This window comes from Mesorhizobium sp. Z1-4 (assembly GCF_004000235.1).
Classification (GTDB): domain Bacteria; phylum Pseudomonadota; class Alphaproteobacteria; order Rhizobiales; family Rhizobiaceae; genus RCIO01.
The window spans coordinates 554,429-575,436 of sequence record NZ_RCIO01000002.1; the positions used below are offsets into that span (position 1 = coordinate 554,429).

19 protein-coding genes are annotated in these 21,008 nt (G+C 61.6%); 13 read left to right on the forward strand and 6 right to left on the reverse strand.

Annotated elements, in window-relative coordinates:
• The first annotated feature begins 52 nt into the window (after positions 1 to 52).
• Together EP165_RS09730 and EP165_RS09735 are read left to right on the forward strand one after the other, a co-directional pair.
• Positions 53 to 247, forward strand: a complete 195-nt coding sequence (locus tag EP165_RS09730) for a hypothetical protein (RefSeq protein WP_127521877.1) — start codon at positions 53 to 55, stop codon at positions 245 to 247.
• A gap of 141 nt (positions 248 to 388) precedes the next feature.
• A complete protein-coding gene (locus EP165_RS09735; protein ID WP_127521879.1) occupies positions 389 to 1,621 on the forward strand; it encodes an MFS transporter in 1,233 nt (410 codons plus the stop codon).
• Position 1,622: 1 nt separating this feature from the next.
• Here EP165_RS09735 and EP165_RS09740 read toward each other — a convergent pair whose 3' ends face one another.
• The 4 genes from EP165_RS09740 to EP165_RS09755 are packed head-to-tail and all read right to left on the reverse strand — an operon-like array spanning position 1,623 to position 4,756.
• Positions 1,623 to 2,396, reverse strand: coding sequence for an SDR family NAD(P)-dependent oxidoreductase (locus EP165_RS09740; RefSeq protein WP_127521881.1), 774 nt, complete (start codon positions 2,394 to 2,396; stop codon positions 1,623 to 1,625).
• A complete protein-coding gene (locus EP165_RS09745) occupies positions 2,397 to 3,434 on the reverse strand; it encodes a phosphotransferase family protein (protein ID WP_127521883.1) in 1,038 nt (345 codons plus the stop codon).
• Positions 3,431 to 3,925 (reverse strand): MaoC family dehydratase, encoded by a 495-nt coding sequence (locus tag EP165_RS09750; RefSeq protein ID WP_501981668.1) that lies wholly within the window; start codon positions 3,923 to 3,925, stop codon positions 3,431 to 3,433. Before EP165_RS09750 ends, EP165_RS09745 begins: the two co-directional genes overlap by 4 nt.
• A gap of 15 nt (positions 3,926 to 3,940) precedes the next feature.
• A complete protein-coding gene (locus tag EP165_RS09755; protein ID WP_127521887.1) occupies positions 3,941 to 4,756 on the reverse strand; it encodes an SDR family oxidoreductase in 816 nt (271 codons plus the stop codon).
• A gap of 147 nt (positions 4,757 to 4,903) precedes the next feature.
• Between EP165_RS09755 and EP165_RS09760 the strand changes: the two genes are divergently transcribed.
• The 10 genes from EP165_RS09760 (at position 4,904) to EP165_RS09805 (ending at position 15,625) form a co-directional block, all read left to right on the forward strand.
• A complete protein-coding gene (locus EP165_RS09760) occupies positions 4,904 to 5,548 on the forward strand; it encodes a TetR family transcriptional regulator (RefSeq protein ID WP_127521889.1) in 645 nt (214 codons plus the stop codon).
• Positions 5,545 to 6,783 (forward strand): acyl-CoA dehydrogenase family protein, encoded by a 1,239-nt coding sequence (locus tag EP165_RS09765; protein ID WP_127521891.1) that lies wholly within the window; start codon positions 5,545 to 5,547, stop codon positions 6,781 to 6,783. The genes EP165_RS09760 and EP165_RS09765 overlap by 4 nt, the downstream gene beginning before the upstream one ends.
• A gap of 6 nt (positions 6,784 to 6,789) precedes the next feature.
• Positions 6,790 to 7,758: an NADPH:quinone oxidoreductase family protein gene (locus EP165_RS09770; RefSeq protein WP_127521893.1), complete on the forward strand. Its 969-nt coding sequence runs from the start codon at positions 6,790 to 6,792 to the stop codon at positions 7,756 to 7,758.
• A gap of 10 nt (positions 7,759 to 7,768) precedes the next feature.
• Positions 7,769 to 8,809: a zinc-binding dehydrogenase gene (locus EP165_RS09775; RefSeq protein WP_127521895.1), complete on the forward strand. Its 1,041-nt coding sequence runs from the start codon at positions 7,769 to 7,771 to the stop codon at positions 8,807 to 8,809.
• Positions 8,810 to 8,901: 92 nt separating this feature from the next.
• Positions 8,902 to 9,777: a branched-chain amino acid ABC transporter permease gene (locus tag EP165_RS09780; protein ID WP_127521897.1), complete on the forward strand. Its 876-nt coding sequence runs from the start codon at positions 8,902 to 8,904 to the stop codon at positions 9,775 to 9,777.
• Positions 9,778 to 9,783: 6 nt separating this feature from the next.
• On the forward strand, positions 9,784 to 10,884 hold the full coding sequence (locus EP165_RS09785; protein WP_127521899.1) for a branched-chain amino acid ABC transporter permease: 1,101 nt from the start codon (positions 9,784 to 9,786) through the stop codon (positions 10,882 to 10,884).
• The gene (locus tag EP165_RS09790) at positions 10,881 to 11,666 is read left to right on the forward strand and encodes an ABC transporter ATP-binding protein (protein ID WP_127521901.1); all 786 of its coding nucleotides are present in this window, start codon (positions 10,881 to 10,883) and stop codon (positions 11,664 to 11,666) included. Before EP165_RS09785 ends, EP165_RS09790 begins: the two co-directional genes overlap by 4 nt.
• Positions 11,666 to 12,475 (forward strand): ABC transporter ATP-binding protein, encoded by an 810-nt coding sequence (locus EP165_RS09795; RefSeq protein ID WP_127522600.1) that lies wholly within the window; start codon positions 11,666 to 11,668, stop codon positions 12,473 to 12,475. The genes EP165_RS09790 and EP165_RS09795 overlap by 1 nt, the downstream gene beginning before the upstream one ends.
• Positions 12,476 to 12,518: 43 nt before the next feature.
• Complete coding sequence (locus tag EP165_RS09800) at positions 12,519 to 14,411, forward strand: AMP-dependent synthetase/ligase (protein WP_127521903.1); 1,893 nt, start codon at positions 12,519 to 12,521, stop codon at positions 14,409 to 14,411.
• Positions 14,412 to 14,449: 38 nt separating this feature from the next.
• Entirely contained in the window at positions 14,450 to 15,625 is a 1,176-nt protein-coding gene (locus tag EP165_RS09805; RefSeq protein ID WP_127521905.1) for an ABC transporter substrate-binding protein, read from the forward strand.
• A gap of 70 nt (positions 15,626 to 15,695) precedes the next feature.
• On the opposite strand, the gene EP165_RS09810 is transcribed toward EP165_RS09805, so the two are convergent.
• Positions 15,696 to 18,830: an efflux RND transporter permease subunit gene (locus tag EP165_RS09810; RefSeq protein ID WP_127521907.1), complete on the reverse strand. Its 3,135-nt coding sequence runs from the start codon at positions 18,828 to 18,830 to the stop codon at positions 15,696 to 15,698.
• A 1-nt stretch (position 18,831) separates the two neighbouring features.
• Positions 18,832 to 20,004: an efflux RND transporter periplasmic adaptor subunit gene (locus EP165_RS09815; protein ID WP_127521909.1), complete on the reverse strand. Its 1,173-nt coding sequence runs from the start codon at positions 20,002 to 20,004 to the stop codon at positions 18,832 to 18,834.
• 384 nt (positions 20,005 to 20,388) lie between these two features.
• Between EP165_RS09815 and EP165_RS09820 the strand changes: the two genes are divergently transcribed.
• Complete coding sequence (locus EP165_RS09820) at positions 20,389 to 20,985, forward strand: NAD(P)H-dependent oxidoreductase (RefSeq protein ID WP_127521911.1); 597 nt, start codon at positions 20,389 to 20,391, stop codon at positions 20,983 to 20,985.
• The last annotated feature ends 23 nt before the right edge of the window (positions 20,986 to 21,008 follow it).

Below are 21,008 nucleotides of genomic sequence, written 5' to 3' on the forward strand. Positions count from 1 at the left end.
GCCCTAGGCTCGTCTGCCAAGGCATGTTTGCCGGATTTGATGGAGCGAGAGGATGAGCAGCGACAACGAGAATGGCCGGGGCGGCAAGCCGACCAAGGTCGATCCCGATGCCAAACCGACCAAAGACGAGCTCGACGAGGAGCTCGAAGAGGGCCTGGAAGGCACCTTTCCCGCATCCGACCCGGCTTCTGTGACACGCTCGACCCGTCCCGGCCGGCCAAATGACCGCCCGAAGAAGCGCGGGTGAAAAAGGCTGCAGGTGCCGGCGAGAGCCTGTCTGGCCCATACGGTTCGCCGGCTTGAGTCTGGCTGACGCACAACGATCCGCCTAGTTGTGGCGCTGCGCCGGTCTGCCCGGCGCGCAATATTCTCCTGACGATACCCGGCGATGCACGTGCAGGCACAGGCTCATTTCGACAGCAGCTATTCGTGGGCACGGCTCGGCATATCGATTCTGATAGCGACGATCGGGAATGTCGGCATGTGGGCCGTGGTCGTCGTTTTGCCCGCAGTGCAGGCGGAATTTGGCGTCGAACGTGGTGACGCATCGCTCGCCTACACGATGACGATGGTCGGTTTCGCGGTCGGGAATGTGCTTTTCGGCCGCTATATCGACCGGCGTGGCATCGCCGTTCCGGTCGCGATTGCTTCTGTCGCCAATGGCGCCGGGTTCATTCTGGCGGGCATGGCTCAGTCGATCTGGCTTTTCGCGCTCGTTCAGGGCGTGTTGATCGGAATTGGTACCGCTATCAATTTCGGACCGCTGCTTGCCGACGTTTCGCACTGGTTCTGGAAGCGGCGCGGGCTGGCCGTGGCCGCTGCCGCCAGCGGCAATTATCTCGCGGGCGCCGTGTGGCCGCCGGTGATGAACTACTTCCTCGCCGATGCAGGCTGGCGGGCGACTTACATTGGCATCGGCATCTTCATCGTCGCAACGATCGTGCCGCTGTCGCTGCTGCTGCGCCGCCCGCGACCGGCAGAAACCATGCAGGCTGACGGCACGACAAACGGTCCGCCGCTCAAGCAGATAGCAATGTCGAAGAACGCCCTTCTGGCCTTGCTCTTCGTGTCAGGCGTCGGCTGCTGCGTGGCAATGGCCATGCCGCAGGTGCATATCGTCGCCTATTGCGTCGACCTTGGCTACGGTGTTGCGCGCGGCTCGGAAATGCTCTCGATCATGCTGGCTGCCGGCATTGTAAGCCGCCTTGCGTCGGGCGTGCTTGCCGACAAGATCGGCGGCATTGCCACGGTGCTTGTCGGTTCTGTGGGGCAGGCATTGTCGCTGCTGCTGTTCATACCCTTCGACGGCCTGGTGTCGCTCTATGTCGTGTCGCTTGTGTTCGGTCTGGTTCAGGGCGGCATCGTGCCAGGTTACGCCATCATCGTTCGCGAATATCTGCCCGCGAAAGTGGCGGGCGAGCGGGTCGGGATCGTCATCATGGCGACGATTATCGGCATGGCCTTAGGCGGCTGGATGTCAGGCTTCATCTACGACCTCACCGGCTCCTACGCTGCTGCATTCATCAATGGTATCGGCTGGAATCTGCTCAATATTGCCGCGATACTGCTGATCGTGCTGAAGACGCGTGGGCGCAAACGGCTGGCTGCGGTGGCGGCCTAGATCAGGTCGCGGTTATGCCGCCATCGGCGGCGAGCGCCTGGCCGGTCATGAAGGAGTTGTTCGGGTCGGCGGCAAAGAGGATGACCTCGACGATCTCACCGACCTCGGCCAGCCGGCGCATCGGCACGCCGCGCGTCATGTCCGCTTCGGCCGCCGCCTGATCCTGCACACCGTGAAACGCGGCCAGCGCCATCTCGGTGCGGGCGAAGGAGGGGCAGACCGCATTCACGCGGATGCCTCTGCGTGCGTATTCGGCCGCGGCGGAGCGCGTGAGGCCGACCACTGCGTGTTTTGCCGCCGAATAAACCGCCAGCTGTGGTGCGCCGGCAATCCCGGCCACAGATGCGATGTTGACGATGGCGCCGCGGCGCCCGCTAGCCCTGAACTGATGTTCCATGAGCGGCAGCTGGTGACGCATTGCGTAGACGACGCCCATCACATCAATGTCGATGATGCGGCGCGCCTCCGCCATGTCGGTTTCGCCGAGGCGTACGAAGTCCTGGGCGATGCCGGCATTGTTCAACGCGATATCAATGCCGCCGAAGCGCTCGACTGCCAGCCGGACAAGATCACGCGACGTGTTCTCGTCGGCTATGTCGCCGGCCAGGGTGGCGGTTTCCGCGTCGATGTCTTTGGCGAAATCTTCCAGTTTCCCGGCGTCGAAATCGGTCAGCACAAGATTGGCGCCACCCGCCGCGAATTGACGCGCGGACGCTGAACCGAAGCCGCCGGTCGCGCCTGAAACAAGCACAGTCAGGCCTTCAAAACGCGCCATCTATTTGCCTTCCTTGTCGATCATTTCGACGGCGAGACGGGCCAGAAGCTTCACCGCCTGGCCATAGGTTCGCGCCTTTTCGGGATTGGAAGCATTGCCGTCCAGCGCCCTTTTGTAGACGCCCTGGCAGATCGCGGCGAGGCGGAAGAAAGAAAAGGCAAGGCAGTACGTCCAGCCTTCGACCCCGTCGAGGCCGCGCCGCCGGCAATAGGCTTCGACATAGGCCTCTTCCGAAGGCAGTCCGATCGCAATGCGGTCGACACCGCCAAGTCCGCGAAATCCGGATTCGTTCGGCAGGCGCCATTGCATGCACTGGTAGGCAAGGTCCGCAAGCGGATGGCCGAGCGTGGAGAGCTCCCAGTCGAGTACCGCGGCGACGCGCGGGGCATCGGGCATGAAGATCATGTTGTCGAGCCGGTAGTCGCCATGGACCAGCGAAACGGTGCCGTCGTCCGGCGTTTCGTTGGTTTCCAGCCACGCGAGCAAGCGCTCCATGTCCGGTTCGCTGCCGGTTTGGGAGGCGCGATACTGCTTCGACCAGCGGTCGAACTGTCGGTCGAAATAGCTTCCTGGCTTGCCGAAATCCGCAAGGCCGGCTGAGACGAAATCGACTGAGTGCAGCGCTGCCAGGGTTTCGTTCATCGCGTCGTAGATGGCGCCACGTTCGTCGCCGGATTCCAGTTCAGCGAGCGAGGGATCCCAGAAGATGCGGCCCTCGACATAGTCCATCACGTAGAACATGCGGCCGATCGGCGAGCCTTCGTCAGACAGGTGAAGCATGCGCGGAACCGGCACACCGCTTTCCGCAAGCGCCGACATCACCCTGAATTCGCGATCCACCTGATGGGCGGATTTCAGCAAGTCGCCAGGCGGTTTGGCCCGCAATACATAGCGGCCGCTTTTTGCCCGCAGCATATAGGTCGGGTTCGACTGGCCGGTGTTGAACTTGTCGATGCTCTCCAGCGCCGAAAATCCGGGAACGTTAGCCTCCAGGTAGGGCGCAAGCGCGGCAGTGTCGAGCTGATTGGGGTCGCTCATGGTTTTGCACGCCCCTTGTCAACGCGCGTCAGGGTGAGCCAGTGCAGCGTCAGTGCCGGGCGCTTCTGGCTCTCGATTTCCATTGTGACGTCGTAGCCGATCTCGACCCAGCCCGAAGGGCGGGCATGAACCCTGGCGATGTCGAAATGGGCCCGAATGCGCGAACCGGTTTTGACCGGCGACTGGAAGCGCACGGATTCGAAACCCTGGTTGATGCTGAGTTCGGTGTCGATGAGCGGGGGCAACGCCTCATACGCCATGGTGGAAAGCAGGGAGAGCGTCAAAAAGCCGTGCGCGATCGTGCCGCCGAATTGCGTTTCGGAAGCCGCGCGCTCGGGGTCGACATGGATGAACTGATGGTCGTCGGTGGCATCCGCGAACTTGTCGATCATCTCCTGCGTTACCACGCGCCAATCCGACACGCCGATTTCGGAGCCGACTGCGGCTTGCATATCTTCCAGTGAAATCGCTGCCCGGCGAAACATCTCCATGTATCCGAAACCGCCCTATTCCTTGAACAGCCGCAGCCCGTGATGCACCGACTCGCCACCGTCGATTGGCAATATTGCACCCGTCACATATGAGCCGGCGCGCGAACACAGATAAAGCGTGGAGCCTGCTATGTCATCCACGCGCCCTATGCGCCCGGACGGATTGCGGCTCGCCACATCGGCGGCCTGCTCGTCGGTCGCCGTGGCAAAGGCCGTCATCCTGCTCTGAAACGGACCGGGGGCAAATGCGTTCACGGTGATGCGCCGTTCGCCGAATTCGCTCGCCAGCGTGCGTGTCAGGTGATGAACCGCAGCCTTGGAGGCGGTGTAGGAATAGGCGCCGTCGGCCATGGGCTGTGTGCCCATTACCGAGCCCAGATTGACGATACGCGCCGGGTCGTCGATAGACGCATCCTTCTCCAGCATCGGCAGCAGCTCGCGCGTGAGATGGAACAGCCCTGTCACATTGACATTCAACACCTTTGCCCAGGCCGCGTAGGGAAACTCTTCCAGCTTTGCGCCCCATGACACACCTGCGTTGTTGACCAGGATGTGCAGTGTGTCGGTGCGGCTTTTGACCTCCTCCACGAGGGCGGCAATACCCTCTTCGGTGCTCACATCCGCGGCAAACCCTTCAGCTGAACCGGCCGCGCCCAGCGCGTTAAGTTCCGCCGCGACGGCCTCGCAGGCGTCGCCCTTGCGCGATGCGATCAGTACGCGCGCGCCGCCCTGCACAAGGCCGGTTGCAGCCATGCGGCCAATGCCGGTCGCGGCGCCGGTAACAAGCGCAACCTTGCCTTTGACGGAGAAGAGATCGTCGACGTAACCCATTCGTTCCTCCCGAGGTCCGCGGTTCTAGAGGCTCGGAGCCAGGCCGCGTTGACAACATACTGGGTAGTATGTTCTTTGTATTTCGATCCGTAAAGTCGCACTCAACAACAAAAACGAGGCGGCTGCGGGCCGTGGAGGAGTTGCTGGATGATGCTAGGCGCGCGCGATGTCGTGCCCGATAGTTCGACGGCCGATATACTTGTTGCGGCGGCGGACTGCTTTATGGAGCGCGGCTACAGCGCGACCTCCGTCGATGACGTGGCCCGGCGCCTGGGCGCAACCAAAGGCCGAATTTACCATCATTTCCCTTCCAAGTCGGCGCTATTTGCCGGGGTTTTCCAGTTCGGCATGGATCGGATTTTCGATGCGGTCGAGCCCTACCGGAACCAGCCCGGGCCTGCCGTGGAGCGCTGGAAGCGCATCGCCTTTGTCCACACGAAACGGATGATGAAGTCGAAGACGCTGGCCCGCGTCGTGTGGGAAGGGGTGGAGATGCACCTGCGCGGTGCAACCACACCCGAGCAGCGGCTCGTGCTCGACGGGCTGGTAAAATACCGCAACAGCTATTCCGATATTTTTCGCGAAACCATAGTGCAGGCGCGCGAAGAAGGTGACTTCAATTTCGAGGATCCCGCGATCACCGTCCAGTCGATGTTCATGGCATTGAACTCGCCAATCTTCTGGTATGTGCCGCGCCCCGGCGAAGACGATGAACACATGTATGCCGTCGTCAGGCAGATTGTCACGTTTGCCTATCGCGGGCTTGGCGGCAAAGGGGAGCTTGACCTGTGAGTGCGATGGACCTTGGCATGACGGAGCGGCTCAAGCCGATCCACGAAAAAGTCGCCAACATGGTTCGCGACGAGATCCTTCCGGTCGACGAGGAGTTTCTTTCCGAAATCGGCAAGAATGGCGACCGCTGGTCCTATACGGCGCGCCAGACCGAAATTCTCGAGGGGCTCAAGGCCAAGGCGCGCGAGCGCGGCCTGTGGAATTTCTGGCTGACCGATTCGCAGCGCGGTTACGGCCTCACTACGGTCGAATATGCATATCTCGCCGAGGAGATGGGCAAGGCGCATCTGGGCGCCGAAACCTTCAATTGCTCAGCGCCCGACACCGGCAATATGGAAGTGCTGGAGCGCTACGGAACGCACCATCATAAGAAAAAATGGTTGGAGCCGCTGCTCGACGGCAAAATCCGCTCCGCCTACTTGATGACGGAGCCGGATGTTGCGTCGTCGGATGCGACCAATATTTCGATGCGCTGTGAGCGCCACGGCGGGGAATACGTGCTCAACGGCGAGAAATGGTGGTCGTCGGGTGCCGGCGATCCGCGCTGCAAGATCTATATCGTCATGGTGCGCACGGCGTCAGACGGGCCGAAGCACGAGCAGCATTCCATGATTCTGGTGCCGGCCGACGCGCGCGGCATCACCAAGCTTCGGGCGATGACCGTTTATGGCGACGACGACGCGCCGCACGGCCATCTGCATCTGAAATTCGAGAATGTCAGTGTGCCGGCCGAAAATCTGCTTCTCGGCGAAGGACGTGGCTTCGAGATCGCGCAGGGACGGCTGGGTCCCGGCCGTATCCACCATTGCATGCGGGCGATCGGGCAGGCGGAGAAGGCGCTGGAGCTGATGTGCCAGCGTGCGATGCGGCGCGAGGCCTTCGGGCAGACATTGGCCAAGCTCGGCGCCAATTATGACATCATTGCCGAGTGCCGCATGGAAATCGAAATGGCGCGACTATTGTGCCTCAAGGCGGCGTGGATGATGGATCAGGGCGATGCGCGTGCCGCGGCACCCTGGATCAGCCAGATCAAGGTGGTTGCGCCTCGTGTGGCGCTGAAGGTCACCGACGAAGCCGTGCAGATGTTCGGGGGGCAGGGCATCAGCCAGGATACGCCGCTCGCGCGCTCCTGGACGCATCTGCGCACGCTGCGCCTGGCCGACGGACCGGATGCCGTTCACCGCCGCCAGGTGGCGCGCACCGAATTGAAGAAACACACCCAAGAGAAGGTCTGAGCCGCGTTGAAAGCGATTGTCGCCCGGGACTATGGGCCACTCGAAAACCTCGAATATGCCGACTGGCCGGAGCCGCAGGCCGGTGCCGGTGAGGTTGTGATCGAGGCTGAGGCGATCGGCGTCAACTACCCCGACGGTCTTCTGGTCCAGGGCCTCTACCAGATGAAGCCGGAAGTGCCTTTCGTGCCTGGCATGGAGATGGCCGGCAAAGTGGCGGCTGTGGGCGATGGCGTGAAGGCTTTCAAGGTCGGCGACCGGGTCGCCGCGATGGGCGCTCTCGGCGCCTATGCGGAAAAGATGTCCGCACCTGAAAATACGGTGATGAAGCTGCCGGACGGCATGCCGGCCGCCGACGCATGCGCCCTGATGTGCGGCTATGGCACTTCGCATCACGCGCTCAAGCAGCGGGCTGCGCTGAAAGCCAGCGAAACGCTTTGCGTACTCGGCGCGTCGGGTCTCACCGGGCTTGCAGCGGTACAGATCGGCAAAGCGATGGGCGCGCGCGTCATCGCTGTCGCATCTTCGGAGGACAAACGCAGGCACGCGCTTGGGGCGGGCGCGGATGAGGCGATCGGTTACGACAATATGCGTGAGGATCTGAAATCGCTCACCGGTGGCAAGGGCGTCGATGTTGCGTTCGACCCGGTCGGCGGCGACAGTTTCGACACGCTGGCACGCTCGATGGGCTGGGGCGGACGGCTGCTGGTAGTCGGTTTCGCGTCGGGAACGATACCCAAGCTGCCGGTGAACCTGACGCTGGTGAAAGGTTTCTCGGTCGTTGGCGTCTTCTGGGGCGCGTTCACTGCCAGGGAGCCGGCAGTTTATGCCGACAACATGCGTGAGCTGCTCGGCTGGTATGTGTCGGGCAAAGTGAAGCCGCTAATCGAAAGCCGGCACAAGCTGGCGGACGCGGCCGGTGTGCTGAAAGGCGTGCTGGGCCGCGGCGCCATCGGCAAACTGATACTGGAACCGTGAGAGGTCTTTGATGGCGTTGCCAGCGACGATGCGAGCGCTACTTCTGAAGAATGACGGCTATTCGCGCACGTCCAGCGGCACTGTGCTTGAAGCAATGGAGCCTTATGTCGAGGCCGGCGAGATCGCCGTGCCTGAGCCGGGGCCCAAGCAGGTGCTCGTGAAGGTGAAACTTGCATCGATCAATCCCTCGGACGTGATGTTCGTCAAAGGGCTCTACGGCCAGCCGCGCAGGCAAGGCCAGCCGGCAGGCTTCGAGGGTGTTGGCGAAGTCGTGGCTGCCGGCAGCGACCCCGCTGCCAACGGGCTGGCCGGGCAGCGCGTCGCGTTTGCGACCGGGCTCAGCAACTGGGGCTCGTGGGCCGAATACGCGGTTGCCGATGCGGGCGCCTGCATCCCGCTCATGCCTGGGTTGCGCGACGAGGATGGCGCGGCGATGATCGTCAATCCGCTGACGGCGCTGGCGATGTTCGGGATTGTGAAGGACGCCGGCGAGAAGGCGTTTATCGTTACGGCTGGCGCCAGCCAGCTTTGCAAGCTGATTATCGCCGTTGCACGCGAGGAGGGCTACCGGCCTATCGCCATCGTCCGGCGCGACGATCAGATCGATATGCTGAAGCAGCTCGGCGCCGCGCATGTGCTCAATGCCACGGGCGGAGGGTTTGCCCGCGAGATGGCGGCGGTGTGCAAGGAGGAAAATCCGCGCATCCTGCTCGACGCAGTGAGCGGGCCGGTCGCGTCGACCGTGTTCCATGTGATGGGCAAGGGCGCGCGCTGGGTTGTCTATGGCCGCCTCGATGCCAGCGAGACGGTGATCAAGGAGCCGGGACAGCTCATCTTCATGGATAAGAAGATCGAGGGCTTCTGGCTGACGCAGTGGATGCGCAGCGGGGGAGCGGAGCGGCGCATGGCTGCGGTAATCGAAGCACAGAAACGGTTTGCGGACGGCAGGTGGAAGACGGACGTGACGGCCGTCGTTCCGCTCGATGACGCAATGGAACGGGTAGCGGGAGAACTGGCAAAGCCGAACGGCAAGGTTTTCATCGCACCTTAGCGACGGGCGTACCGCTTGCGGGAGGACGCAAGCGGTATAGAATTTCAATGCCAGCGCGACGCAGATCGCGCGGCGCACAGGGAGGAGAGACGTTGGACGTCTTGCAGCTTGTCGTCAGCGGCCTTGCGAATGGCTGTATCTACGGCCTGATCGCGCTCGGCTTCGTGCTCATCTACAAGGCCACCGAGCAGGTGAATTTCGCCCAGGGCGACTTCATGATGCTCGGTGCATTTGTCTGCCTCGGGCTGACCAATGCCGAATTTCTGGGTCTGCCGTTCTGGGTGTCGGTGCCAATCGCAATCCTGATCATGGGCGCGTTCGGGTACACGCTCGAAATACTGGTTCTGCGAAAGATGTTCGGTCAGCCGCAGGTTGCGGTGGTTATTCTGACCATCGCGCTCGGCTTCGTGCTGCGCTTCTTTGCCGGCCTGATCTGGGGACATGAGCCGGTGTCGCTGGAATCGCCGCTCGCCGGCAAGGAACTCCGTTTCGGTGGCCTTGTGCTCGGTATGGACGAGGTGACGGTCATTCTCGTCACTGTCGTGCTCACCTTGCTGCTCTATTTCTACTTCAACCGCACGCGGCTCGGCGTTGCGATGCAGGCTTCGTCGCAGAACCAGCTGGCGGCCTATTACATGGGCATTCCCGTCAAACGGCTGAACTCGCTTATCTGGGCGCTGGCCGGAGCTGTCGCTGCTGTCGCCGGCATCCTGTTTGCCTCGAAAGGCTCGATCGAACCGTCGATCGGCCTGCTCGGCATCAAGGCGTTCGCCGCGGCGGTGATCGGCGGTTTCGGATCGCTGCCCGGTGCGTTGCTGGGCGGCCTGATCGTCGGCCTGATCGAGCCGTTTTCCGCGCGCTATATCGCCGCCGGCTACTCGCAGGTCATGCCCTACCTGCTGCTGTTCCTGATCCTCGTATTCAGACCGCACGGCATTCTTGCCCAGGTCCATTCGAAGAAGGTCTGAGGGGCGATGAGAACGGTTTTCAAAACAAGTTACGACGCCGACATCAATCTGTTCCGGCATGCGCCGCAGGCGGGGTGGTATGCGGCGCTCCTTGCGCTGGCGCTGATCGTGCCCTTCATGTTCGACGACTTCTGGATCGGCGAAGCCACGAACATGCTGATCTGGGCAATTGCCGGCATGGGGCTGATGATCCTGGTCGGCCAGACAGGCCAGGCGAGCCTTGGGCATGCAGCGTTTCTGGCCGTCGGGTGCTACGCCAACGTGCTTCTGCAGGAAAAGCTGGGGCTGCCCTTCATCATATCCTTCCCGCTGGGTGGCCTGATCGCGGGTCTCGCGGGTGTGTTGATCGCTATTCCAACCACACGCCTGCACGGCATCTATCTCGCCATCGGCACGCTGGCGATTTCGATCCTCGCTGATGATCTCATCGTTATCGCGGAACCGCTGACCAATGGCGTGATTGGCCTTTTTGCACCCGATATCCAGATTTTCGGCGTGTCGATCAATCGTTACGCGCAGCCGGACATGTTCTACTGGCTGGTGCTTGTCGTGACCGTTCTCGTGGTTCTCGCATACCGCAACATCCTGCGCTCGTCGCTCGGACGCTCGTTCGCGGCGGTGCGCGACTCGGAAGTCTCGGCGCGCGCGATGGGTGTCAACGTAGCGAAAACCAAAGCGATCTCATTCGGCATCTCGGCGGGCATTACCGGGCTTGCCGGTGCCCTGATGGGGCACTTCGCCGGTATTTTCAACAATGAGACATTCAACATCATCATCTCGATCCAGCTTCTGCTGATGATTGTGATCGGCGGGCTGGGTTCGATCCATGGCGCGTTTTTCGGTGCCGTGATCGTGGCCATCCTGCCTCAGGCGATCGCGATTTCGCGCGACATGGTGACCAACGCGCTGGGCATGAGCTCGATCGCGATCCCGGGTCTGGAAACGGCGATCTTCGGCGCGATCCTGATCGGTTTCATCCTGTTCGAGCCGCTGGGCATCTATGGCCGGTGGATCAAGATCCGCACCTATTTCGAGCTGTTTCCCTTCTACCGGCGCGACATGTTCCGCCGCCAGAAGAGCTATCTGAAAACGGAGAGAATGCGATGAGCCTTCTCGAGATCGACAATGTGACGCTGCGCTTCGGCGGCGTCGTCGCGGTCAACCAGGTTTCGTTTTCGGTCGAAGAGGGCGAGGTGTTCGCCATTGTCGGGCCGAACGGCGCCGGCAAGTCGACGCTGTTCAATCTGGTGTCGCGTTTCTACGACCCGGCCGAGGGCGATATTCGCTTCGACGGCAAGAGTATCCTGTCGCTCGGCTCACACGAAATTGCCGGGCTCGGCATTGCGCGAACGTTCCAGAACATCGAGCTTTTCGAGCAGGCGACGGTTTTGCAGAACCTGCTGGTCGGGCGTCACCGGCACCGCAAGAGCAATTTGGTGAGCCAGGCGCTTTTCCTTCCCGGTGTGCGGGAGGAAGAGCGCCAGCACCGCCAAGCTGTCGAACAGGTGATCGATTTCCTCGACCTGCAGGCCTATCGCGAAAAGTACATCGCGGGGTTGCCATACGGCGTCCGCAAGGTCGTTGAAATGGGCCGTGCGCTGGCGCTTGAACCCAGATTGCTGCTTCTCGACGAACCGGCTTCGGGCCTGTCGGTTGAGGAAACCCAGGACGTCGCTTTCTGGGTCGAAGACATCAAGAAGCAAATGGGCATCACCGTATTGATGGTGGAGCATGACATGCATCTGGTCGCATCCGTTTCCGACCGTGTGCTGGCGCTCGCCGACGGCAAGATGCTGGCGCTTGGAACACCGCCTGAGGTGCAGAACCACCCGGCGGTGGTCGAAGCCTATATCGGCACCACCGAGGCAAACGAAAAGGTGCCGGCATGATGTTGCAAACGGCAGTCAAGGAAAGCGCTGATACGGCGACCGGCGTGGTTTTGTCGGTGCGCAATCTGGAAAGCTATTATGGGCCGATCGTCGCCATTCGCGGGGCCAGCCTGGAAGTGCGTGCGGGCCAGATCGTCACCGTGCTCGGCGCCAACGGCGCCGGCAAGACGACATTGCTGAAGACAATCTCCGGCGTCATGAACCCGGAAAAGGGCGAGATCGTCTACAACGGCCGCAACATCGCCGGTGCTGAGCCGGACGAAGTGGTGCGCGCCGGTATCGTGCATGTGCCGGAAGGGCGCGAAGTGTTTCCCCTGCTGACCGTGGAAGAAAATCTGCGAATGGGCGCTTACACCCGCACCGACCCGGCCGGGGTGCGTGATGACGAGGAGATGGTCTACTCCTATTTCCCGATCCTCAAGGAGCGCGCGCGCCAGGCGGCGGGCACGCTTTCGGGCGGCCAGCAGCAGATGCTGGCCATCGCGCGCGGTCTGATGGCGCGGCCCCGCGTGATGCTGCTCGACGAGCCCAGCCTGGGCCTTTCGCCCCTTTTGGTGAAAGAGATTTTCGCCATCATACGCCGGCTCAACCAGGAGCAGGGCGTAACGATGATGCTGGTCGAGCAGAACGCCATGGTTGCACTCAACGTCGCTGACTACGGCTATGTGATGGAGCTTGGCCGCATCGTGATGGCGGACGAGGCGCAGAGGCTTCTGCAGTCCAAGGATGTGCAGGAGTTCTATCTCGGCATCAAGGAAGAAACACAGCGCGGCCAGAAACGCTGGAAACAGAAGAAGACCTGGCGATAGGGAGCGCTGCCGGCATTGCCGCCGGCAAGGTGAGGAGCACGCTATGACCATTGCGGAAAAACTGCCTCCACAACAAACGGTAGACGGCCACAGCTTCAATGCGGAGGTCGGCGGCCGTGGCCCGTTCTATTTCGATGGTTGCGATACGCTGCCGAAGCTGTTTCGCCAGAACTGCGAGAAATACGCCGCCAAGATCGCGCATCGCGAGAAGGATCTTGGCATTTGGCTCGCCTATTCGTGGACGGATTTTTACGAACATGCGCGGCTCATCGGTCTCGGCCTGCTTGCGCTCGGGCTGAAGCGCGGCGAGGTGATTTCCATCCTGTCGGAAGACAACAAGGAGTGGATCTACACCGACCTTGGCGGGCAGTCGGTGGGCGGGATCGTGTCGGGCATATACGCAACCGATGCCGCCGCGCAGCTCAAATATCTCGTCAACGATTCCGACAGCCGTTTTCTGTTCGTTGAGAACGACGAGCAACTCGACAAATATCTGTCGGTTGCGGACGAAATGCCGGGGCTGACGAAGGTCATCGTCTACGATCGCGACGGCCTGCATGGTTTCGAAGACGATCGGGTGATCTTCATCGACGATCTGTACCGGATCGGGCGGGAGTTCCTGAAGGGCAATCCGAAGCGTTTCGAAGAGGAGATCGCGCGGTCGCAGCCTAACGACACTGCCATCCTGGTCTACACCTCCGGCACGACCGGGCCGCCAAAAGGCGCGATGATCAGCCAGTCCAACATCATTTCCTCCATCATCGGTGCGTCTTTGACACTGCCGGTGAAAGAAACCGACGAACAGGTCTGTTTCCTGCCGCTGTGCCACATTCTCGAACGCCTCATTTCGGTATTCGTTCCGGTCGGCCACGGCTCGGTGGTGAATTTTGCGGAGAGCCCGGAAACGGTTTTCGACAATTTGCGGGAGGTGAGCCCGCATATCTTCACTGCGGTGCCGCGCGTCTGGGAGAAGGTCTATTCCCGCGTGACAATCATGGCCGAGGAAGCGACACCGATCGGCAAATGGGCGTACCGGCGTGCCATTGCCACCGGGATGAAGCGGTGCGAGGCGCTGGATGAAGGCGAAGCGGTTCCTGCCCTGACGCAGCTTGCCTACAAGTTCTGGGATTTCACGGTGCTGCACGGCATGCGCCGGCTGCTTGGCTTCGACCGGTTGCGGCGCGGCACCACGGGCGCTGCCCCGATCTCGCCTGCGCTGCTGAAATGGTACAAGGCCGTAGGTATTACCGTGCTCGAGGGCTACGGGATGACCGAAAGCTCGGGCGTGATCTCCGTCAATCTCGTCGAAGACAACAAGACGGGCAGCATCGGAAAGGTGGTGCCGGGCGGCGAGGTGCGTTTCGCGGCGGATGGTGAAATTCAGTATCGCGGGCCCAACGTGTTCCAGGGATACTGGAACAAGCCGGACAAAACGGCCGAGACAATCGATGACGATGGCTGGCTGCACACGGGCGATGTCGGGCGTATCGACAATGAAGGCTTCATGTTCATTACCGGACGCGCGAAAGACATCATCATCACCGCGGGCGGAAAGAACATTACCCCTGCCGAGATCGAAAACCGGCTCAAATTCTCGCCATTCATCTCCGATGCCGTCATCATCGGCGACCAGCGCAAATATCTGACCTGCCTGGTGATGATCGACCAGGAGAATGTCGAGAAGTTCGCGCAGGACAAGCGCGTTCCCTTCAACAATTTCAAGTCTCTCTGCGCGGCAAAGGAGGTGCGCGATCTTATTGCCGGCGTAGTGGATGAGACCAACCGGGAATTCGCCCGGGTGGAACAAATCAAGGATTTCCGCTTGATCGATGTGCTGTTGACCGCTGAAGATGAGGAACTGACAGCCACGATGAAGCTGAAACGCAGCTTCGTAGAGAAGAAACACAGGAAGCTGATCGACGAGATGTACGGCTGATCGCCCTACACCTTGCAACGTAACCAGGAGGAACTGACATGAAGCACTTTATCGGCAAGTCGCTCCTTGCACTCGGGCTCGCCGCCGGAATGGCGAGCGCCGCGCATGCAACGCAGGGCGTTACCGACGACGAAATCGTCGTCGGCTCCAATGGCGACCTTTCGGGCATTTTCGCCGCCTTCAACGTAGGTGCGATCAAGGCCGCACAGCAGCTGTTCGACCAGGTCAACGAGGGCGGCGGCATCCATGGCCGCAAGATTCGCTTCGTGGTCGAAGATCACGGCTACCAGGTGCCGAAAGCAGTGCAGAACTTCAACAAGCTGATCAACTCGGACAAGGTGTTCGCGATGGTCCTCAATCTGGGAACGCCGCACAACATTGCCGGATTCCCGCTGATGGAGGCCAAGGAAGTAGCGAATGTCGGGCCGCTGACTGCTGCCCGCCAGATGCTTGAAGGCGACATCACCTATAAGTATGCCGGCTTCTCGTCCTACTATGACCAGCTTCGAGCAGGCATCCAGTACCTTGCCAAGGAAAAGGGCGCGCAGGAAGTATGCGCCATGTACATTCCTTCGGATTTCGGCCTCGAAATCCAGCAGGGAGCCAAGGATGAAACCGAGGCTTTGGGCCTGACATGGGCCGATGAAACAACGCACAAGCCCGACGAGCAGGACTTCGTCGGCTCGATTCAGAAGCTGCAGGCTTCGGGCTGCGATATCGTGGCAACAGCCATCGGCGTGCGTCAGACGATCGTTGCTTACGGCACGGCCAAGAAGCTTGGCTGGACCGACGTGACCTTCATCGGCTCGTCCGCCGGCTTCAATACGGCAGTCGCAAAAGTTCCCGGCGGTGTCACCGAGGGCTACTACGCAGCAGCCGGCTGGGTCGACTTCGAAGACCGTCTCGACGTGCCGGAAGTGAAGGAATGGGCGGAAGCGTTCCAGGCCTATGCCGGTACGCCAGCCGATACCGCGGCGCAGCTCGGCTACAGCGCCGCCAAGACGCTTGTGATGGCGCTCGAAGCCGCCGGTCCGGATCTGACCTCGGAGAGCTTCCGCTCGGCGATGGAAGGTCTGAAGTATGATGACGTCATCAACAACGTGCCGGTCGATGTCGGGGCCGATCACCAGGGCGGCCAGCTGATCGTCATCTCCAAGATCGATGGCGGCAAGTGGGTCGAGGTTTCTCGCATCGATCCGATGCAGGGCCAGTAAGCCCTAGCGACCCCAGGTAACAGGCAAGGGCCGCGCGGGAAACCGCGCGGCCCTCTTTTTGGCCCGATAGCTATTCTGCCGGAGCAGCGCTGCTTTTCGCCGCGGCTTCGTCAAGCTCGCGATAGAGGCGGGCATCTTCGTGCGACTTCGGTGTCACGAAACGACCTAGAAGCAGATAGGCGACTGGCGTCAGGATCAGGGTCGAGACCGTCGACAGTCCGAGCCCGCCGACGATCACCCATCCCAGTGCCACGCGTGCTTCGGCGCCCGCGCCGCTTGCGAGCACGAGCGGCAAGCCGCCGATGATGGTGCAGATCATTGTCATGGCCACCGGGCGCAGGCGGATATTCGATGCCTGCTCGATCGCCTCGCGCACGCCCAAGCCCCGGTCGCGCAGCTGGTTGGCGAATTCCACGATCAGAATGCCGTTTTTAGCCATGATGCCGACCAGCAGCACGAGCCCGATCTGGCTGTAGACATTGAGGCTGCTTCCGGTCAGCAGCAGCGCGAAAACCGCGCATGCGAGGCCGAGCGGCACAGTCGCCATGATGATCATCGCGGAAACGAAACTTTCGAACTGCGCCGCAAGCACAAGCAGGATGATGATAATCGCGAACCCGAAGATCGTGCCCATAGAACTCGATGTTTCTCCAAGGGTAGCGGCTTCCCCGAGCGGGATGATGCGCGCCCCGGCCGGCAGATGCGGTTCGGCGATGTCGAGTACGCGCTGATAGGCTTCCCCAAGCGCTGTTCCCTCGCTCAGCGAGGACGACATCGAGACCGAGCGCATCTGCTGCTCGCGATTGAGCGACGGCGGCACCGCCTGCTCCTTCAAAGTGGCGATGGTGGATACCGGCACGAAACGGCCGTCTCCGGTCTTGAGGAAGATGTTCTCCAGATCGGTGGGATCGTTGATTGGGTTGGTGGTTGAAACGAGCTTTACCGCGAAACTCCGGTCGTTGACGAAAACCGTTCCGACCTGGCGCCCGTCGAGCATTGCCTGCATGGCTTCCGACAGCCCTGCGATGTCGATCCCGATCTCGGACGCGCGTTCACGGTCGATGGAGACGGAAAGCTGCGGTTGCGTTGGCTCGTTGGAGAGGCGGGGTTGGCTGAACAGCGGATCGTTTTCCATATCGGCGACGATCTTCGCTGCGGCTTCGCCGAGATTTGCGTAATTGTTGCCGACCACGGCGAAGGAAAGGCCATTGCCGGCGCCGCGAATGCCCAGGCTGTTGGGCTGGAACGCGAAAGCGCGGACGCCCGGCACCGTGCCCACCCGCGACTGTATGTCGGCCAGTATCTCCTGCTGGCTTCGTTCGCGCTCTTCCCAGGGCGCAAGCGTCATCACCACGAAGCCGCTGTTTTGCGAGCCGCGACCTGCCATGGCGAATGTATTGCTGATTTCGCCCGTCTCGCGGAACGGCTCGATCAGCATTTCGATCTCGCGCATGCGCTGCGAAAAATAGTCGAGGCTCACGCCCTCGGGTGCCGAAACCCTCATGAACGCTACCGAGCGGTCCTCGCGTGGGGTGAGTTCACGCTGGATTGTCGGGAACAGCGCCAATGCGAGCAGAAGCAGCAAGCCCGTGATGACGAGAACCACAAGCGGGGCATTCAGACTTGCGGTCAGAAGGCGGCGGTAGATGCCGGCGAGAAAACGGCCGGCGCCGGCGATGGCGCCGCCATTGCCATGCTGAATATCATGTCCCGACGCCAAAAAGCGCGAGGCAAGCATGGGGCACAGAGAGAGCGCCACAACAGACGACAGGAACACCGCGATCGCAAGCACAAAGCCGAACTCGCGGAAGAGGCCGCCGGTCTGGCCGGGCAGGAACGACAGTGGAATGAAGACTGCCATCAGCGTCACTGTGGTTGCGATGACGGCGAAGAAGACCTCCTTTGCGCCGAGCACAGCGGCGGCCCGCGGGCCCATGCCCTCATTGCGCCGCCGCACGATGTTTTCCAGCACCACGATCGCGTCGTCGACAACGATGCCCGTTGCAAGCACGAGCGCCAGCAAGGTCAGGATGTTGATCGAGAAGCCGACCAGGTAGATAGCTGCAACGGTGCCGATCAGTGCGACGGGAATGGCAACGCCCGGGATGATGGTTGCGCGGAAGTCCAGCAGGAACATGAAGATGACCAGAAGAACGACCGTGACCGAAATCGCCAGCGCGATCTCGACCTCGTGGATTGCGCCGTTGATGAAGGTGGCGTCGTCGCTGGTGACGCGGATCGTCATGCCCTCCGGCAGGCGTTTTTGAACCTCGTCGGCAGCAGCATGCACGCCCTGTGAAATCTCCAGCGTGTTGGATTGCGCCTGGCGCACGATGCCAAGGCCGATTCCGGTCTGTCCGTTGGCGCGCAACTGGCTTTCGTTGAGGTCCGCTCCAAGCGTCACCGTTGCGATCTCGCCAAGACGGACGCGCCGGTTGATGATGAGGTTTTCGAACTCCTCCGGCGTCGTCACCGTGGCAGTTGCGCGGACAATCAGGTCCTGGGTGCTGCTGGTCAGCGAACCAGCCGGCGCATCGAAAGACATCGAACTCAACGCGCCGCGCACGTCGGCAATTGTCAGCCCGAGGCTCGCGAGCTTCGCCTGGTTGATGTCGATGCGAAACACCTTGTCGCGGTCGCCATAGACCTGAACGTCGGCTACGCCCGGTACTGCGGCAAAGCTGTCGACGATCTGGTCTTCGACCAGAACCGTCATATCCTGTACGCTCATGCGGTCGGAGGTGACAGCAAGCCGAACGACAGCCTGCGCGTCAGCGTCGGCCTTGATGATGCGCGGGGTCTCGATATCGTCGGGAAGCTGGTTGGCGATGCGCCCGACGGCATCCCGCATGTCGGACGCGGCCGTATCCAGATCTGCCGAATCGCCAAACTCGACCGTCACGCGGCTGGAGCCGAAGGACGAACTCGACGAGATGGATTTGACGCCCGAAACGCGCGACACCGCGCCCTCGAGAATTGCGGTTACCTCGCGGTCGATCGATTCCGCCGAGGCCCCGGGATAGTCGGCGCGCACGGTGATAACCGGGCGGTCGACATCGGGGAGCTCGCGTATCTCGACGCCGAAGAAAGCCGCGAGGCCGGCGACGGCAATCAGCGTGTTGATGACAAAAGCCAGAACCGGGCGGCGGATGAAAAGTGCGGTCAGGCCACTTTGCGCCTTCACCGAACTGTCGATTGCGGACATCTCAGCCGTCCCCTTGTGAGCCACTCCGGTTGCCGTCTGCCGGGTCGGCGTCGTTCGCGAGAAGCACCGGCTGGCCCTCGCGCACGGCGTGGATCCCCTCGGTCACCACAAGGGCGCCCGGCAGCACATCGGCTTCGATCAGAACCGTGTCCGTATTGCGCTGGATAATCTGCACGGAGAGCCTTCGGCCTACACCATCGTCGACAAGCCAGACATAGGCGCCGTCTGCGCCCCATTGAATCGCCAGCGGGTTGACGGCGGCGTATTCGTCGCCGGCAAAGCGCATTGTGACGCGGAAGGACATGCCGGCGCGCAAGGTCTCATCGCGGTTGGCGATCAATGCCTGCACATGCAGCGTCCGGCTCTGTTCGTCGATACGGTTGTCGATCGCGCTGACCTTGCCCTGGTAAATGTCCGAAGGACGGGCAATCGATGCCGCCTCGACCTCTTCGCCGACCCGAAGCGCACCGGCGTAGCTCTCCGGAACCCAGAAATCGACAAGGATCTGCGAGCGGTCGTCGATGGTGGCAATCTCGGTCTGCGCGGTCACGTGGTTGCCAGGTGTGACAGGCAGAATGCCGACGGTGCCATTTATGGGCGCGGCTATTGCGCGGCGGCTCAGGGACAGCTCGGCGTCGCGCAGCGCAAGGCGCGCATTCTCAACCTCCAGCTCGGCGTCGGTCTGTTGCACCTGCGTGACCGTGTTCGACGAACGCAGCGCGTTGACGCGGTCCAGCCGTGCCTGCGCGTTTTCGAGTGCAATACGGGCGCGGTCGGCGGCGATTTCTTCTGCTTCGGAATCGAGCCGGGCGATGATGTCGCCTTCCGCGACGGTTGCGCCGGATTGCACCAGCAGTTCGGTGAGCCGGCCCGAGGTGAACGGCGTTACAACGACGGAGCGGATGGCTCGTCCCGTGCCGATCGCCGAAAGGCGGTCGTTGATCGTTGCGGTACCGACCGGCTCGGCGATGACAGGCTGCTGGCGCATGCCGCCACGGCGCGCAGGGCCACGCTCAGGTGCATCCGAGCCGGCCGTTGTCGCGGTTGCAACGGGAATCCAGTCAAGCCCAAGGCGCGAAAGTATCTCCTGGGCGCCGGGAAAGAAGCGCGCCCACACGCCTGCGGCGAGCACGAGCACAACCAGCGTTATGATGAGCTGTTTCCAGAACGCCATGAATGTCTCCAGCGGATGCGTGGCGGCTTGCCGCCCCATGACGCATGCAGCGACTGACGCACCCGCGCCGTACGGTAGCTGATCACCTTATGACAGCGAAATTTGGGCCTTGCAGCAGAGAAATCATTAATTCGCGGTAAGGTAGGGCGCCGTCCAGCACGACCGGTTGTGTATCATTTTGTGTCTGAAGAAGCGCTGCCTGTGCGCTCGCAAAGGAAGCAGAGAGTATTCACCGGTCTGTTGATCGCACGAAACGCCACATATAGGACCGGCGGGAGGTGCGGTTATCCAGACGCACCGCTCGCTTGCCAAAGGAGGTTGGGGATTGGAAGCGACCGTTTGCGTGCAGACCGCCAGCGAATGTAAGACGCAGGGCCAAACCTGATGCGCGTGCTCGTTGTTCACGCCCACCCGGTGGAAACAAGCTACAACCGGTCTCTCTATCACGCCGCATGCGAAGCACTGGCGGCGGGCGGCCACGAAGTGGATGCGCTCAACCTCCATGAGGAAAACTTCGAGGCCGCGATGAGCCGCGAAGAACGCATCAACTATCACGATGTGCCCGGCAATATTACCGACAGTTTGCGTCCATATGTCGAAAGGCTGCTGGCGGCCGAAGGCATCGTCTTCGTTCACCCGGTCTGGAATTTTGGCTACCCCGCGATTCTGAAGGGCTATTTCGACCGCGTGTTCATACCCGGCGTTTCGTTTGAAATGTCGGATGGGCCGGACAGCGGGAAGCTGGTGCCCAAACTGCGCAAGATCAGGAGGGTGGTTTTTGTCGCCACATATGGCGGCACGCGCTTTCGCACCATGATCATGGGCGATCCGCCGCGGCTCCTGGCCAGCCGCTGGGCCTGGGGAACATTCCGTGGCGCGCCGCGGCCCAGATACCTCGCGCTCTATGACATGAACAACAGAGGCCCCGATGAGCTGCGGGCCTTTCAGGACAAGGTTCGCGCCGAGATGGCGCGGTTCTAGTACCGTTCCGTTGCCACGGCGGG

Coding starts and splice junctions, on each gene's coding strand:
- EP165_RS09730 (WP_127521877.1), top strand. CDS start 53: ATGAGCAGCGACAACGAGAATGGCCGGGGCGGCAAGCCGACCAAGGTC.
- EP165_RS09735 (WP_127521879.1), top strand. CDS start 389: ATGCACGTGCAGGCACAGGCTCATTTCGACAGCAGCTATTCGTGGGCA.
- EP165_RS09740 (WP_127521881.1), bottom strand. CDS start 2,396: ATGGCGCGTTTTGAAGGCCTGACTGTGCTTGTTTCAGGCGCGACCGGC.
- EP165_RS09745 (WP_127521883.1), bottom strand. CDS start 3,434: ATGAGCGACCCCAATCAGCTCGACACTGCCGCGCTTGCGCCCTACCTG.
- EP165_RS09750 (WP_501981668.1), bottom strand. CDS start 3,925: ATGGAGATGTTTCGCCGGGCAGCGATTTCACTGGAAGATATGCAAGCC.
- EP165_RS09755 (WP_127521887.1), bottom strand. CDS start 4,756: ATGGGTTACGTCGACGATCTCTTCTCCGTCAAAGGCAAGGTTGCGCTT.
- EP165_RS09760 (WP_127521889.1), top strand. CDS start 4,904: ATGATGCTAGGCGCGCGCGATGTCGTGCCCGATAGTTCGACGGCCGAT.
- EP165_RS09775 (WP_127521895.1), top strand. CDS start 7,769: ATGGCGTTGCCAGCGACGATGCGAGCGCTACTTCTGAAGAATGACGGC.
- EP165_RS09785 (WP_127521899.1), top strand. CDS start 9,784: ATGAGAACGGTTTTCAAAACAAGTTACGACGCCGACATCAATCTGTTC.
- EP165_RS09790 (WP_127521901.1), top strand. CDS start 10,881: ATGAGCCTTCTCGAGATCGACAATGTGACGCTGCGCTTCGGCGGCGTC.
- EP165_RS09795 (WP_127522600.1), top strand. CDS start 11,666: ATGTTGCAAACGGCAGTCAAGGAAAGCGCTGATACGGCGACCGGCGTG.
- EP165_RS09800 (WP_127521903.1), top strand. CDS start 12,519: ATGACCATTGCGGAAAAACTGCCTCCACAACAAACGGTAGACGGCCAC.
- EP165_RS09805 (WP_127521905.1), top strand. CDS start 14,450: ATGAAGCACTTTATCGGCAAGTCGCTCCTTGCACTCGGGCTCGCCGCC.
- EP165_RS09810 (WP_127521907.1), bottom strand. CDS start 18,830: ATGTCCGCAATCGACAGTTCGGTGAAGGCGCAAAGTGGCCTGACCGCA.
- EP165_RS09815 (WP_127521909.1), bottom strand. CDS start 20,004: ATGGCGTTCTGGAAACAGCTCATCATAACGCTGGTTGTGCTCGTGCTC.
- EP165_RS09820 (WP_127521911.1), top strand. CDS start 20,389: ATGCGCGTGCTCGTTGTTCACGCCCACCCGGTGGAAACAAGCTACAAC.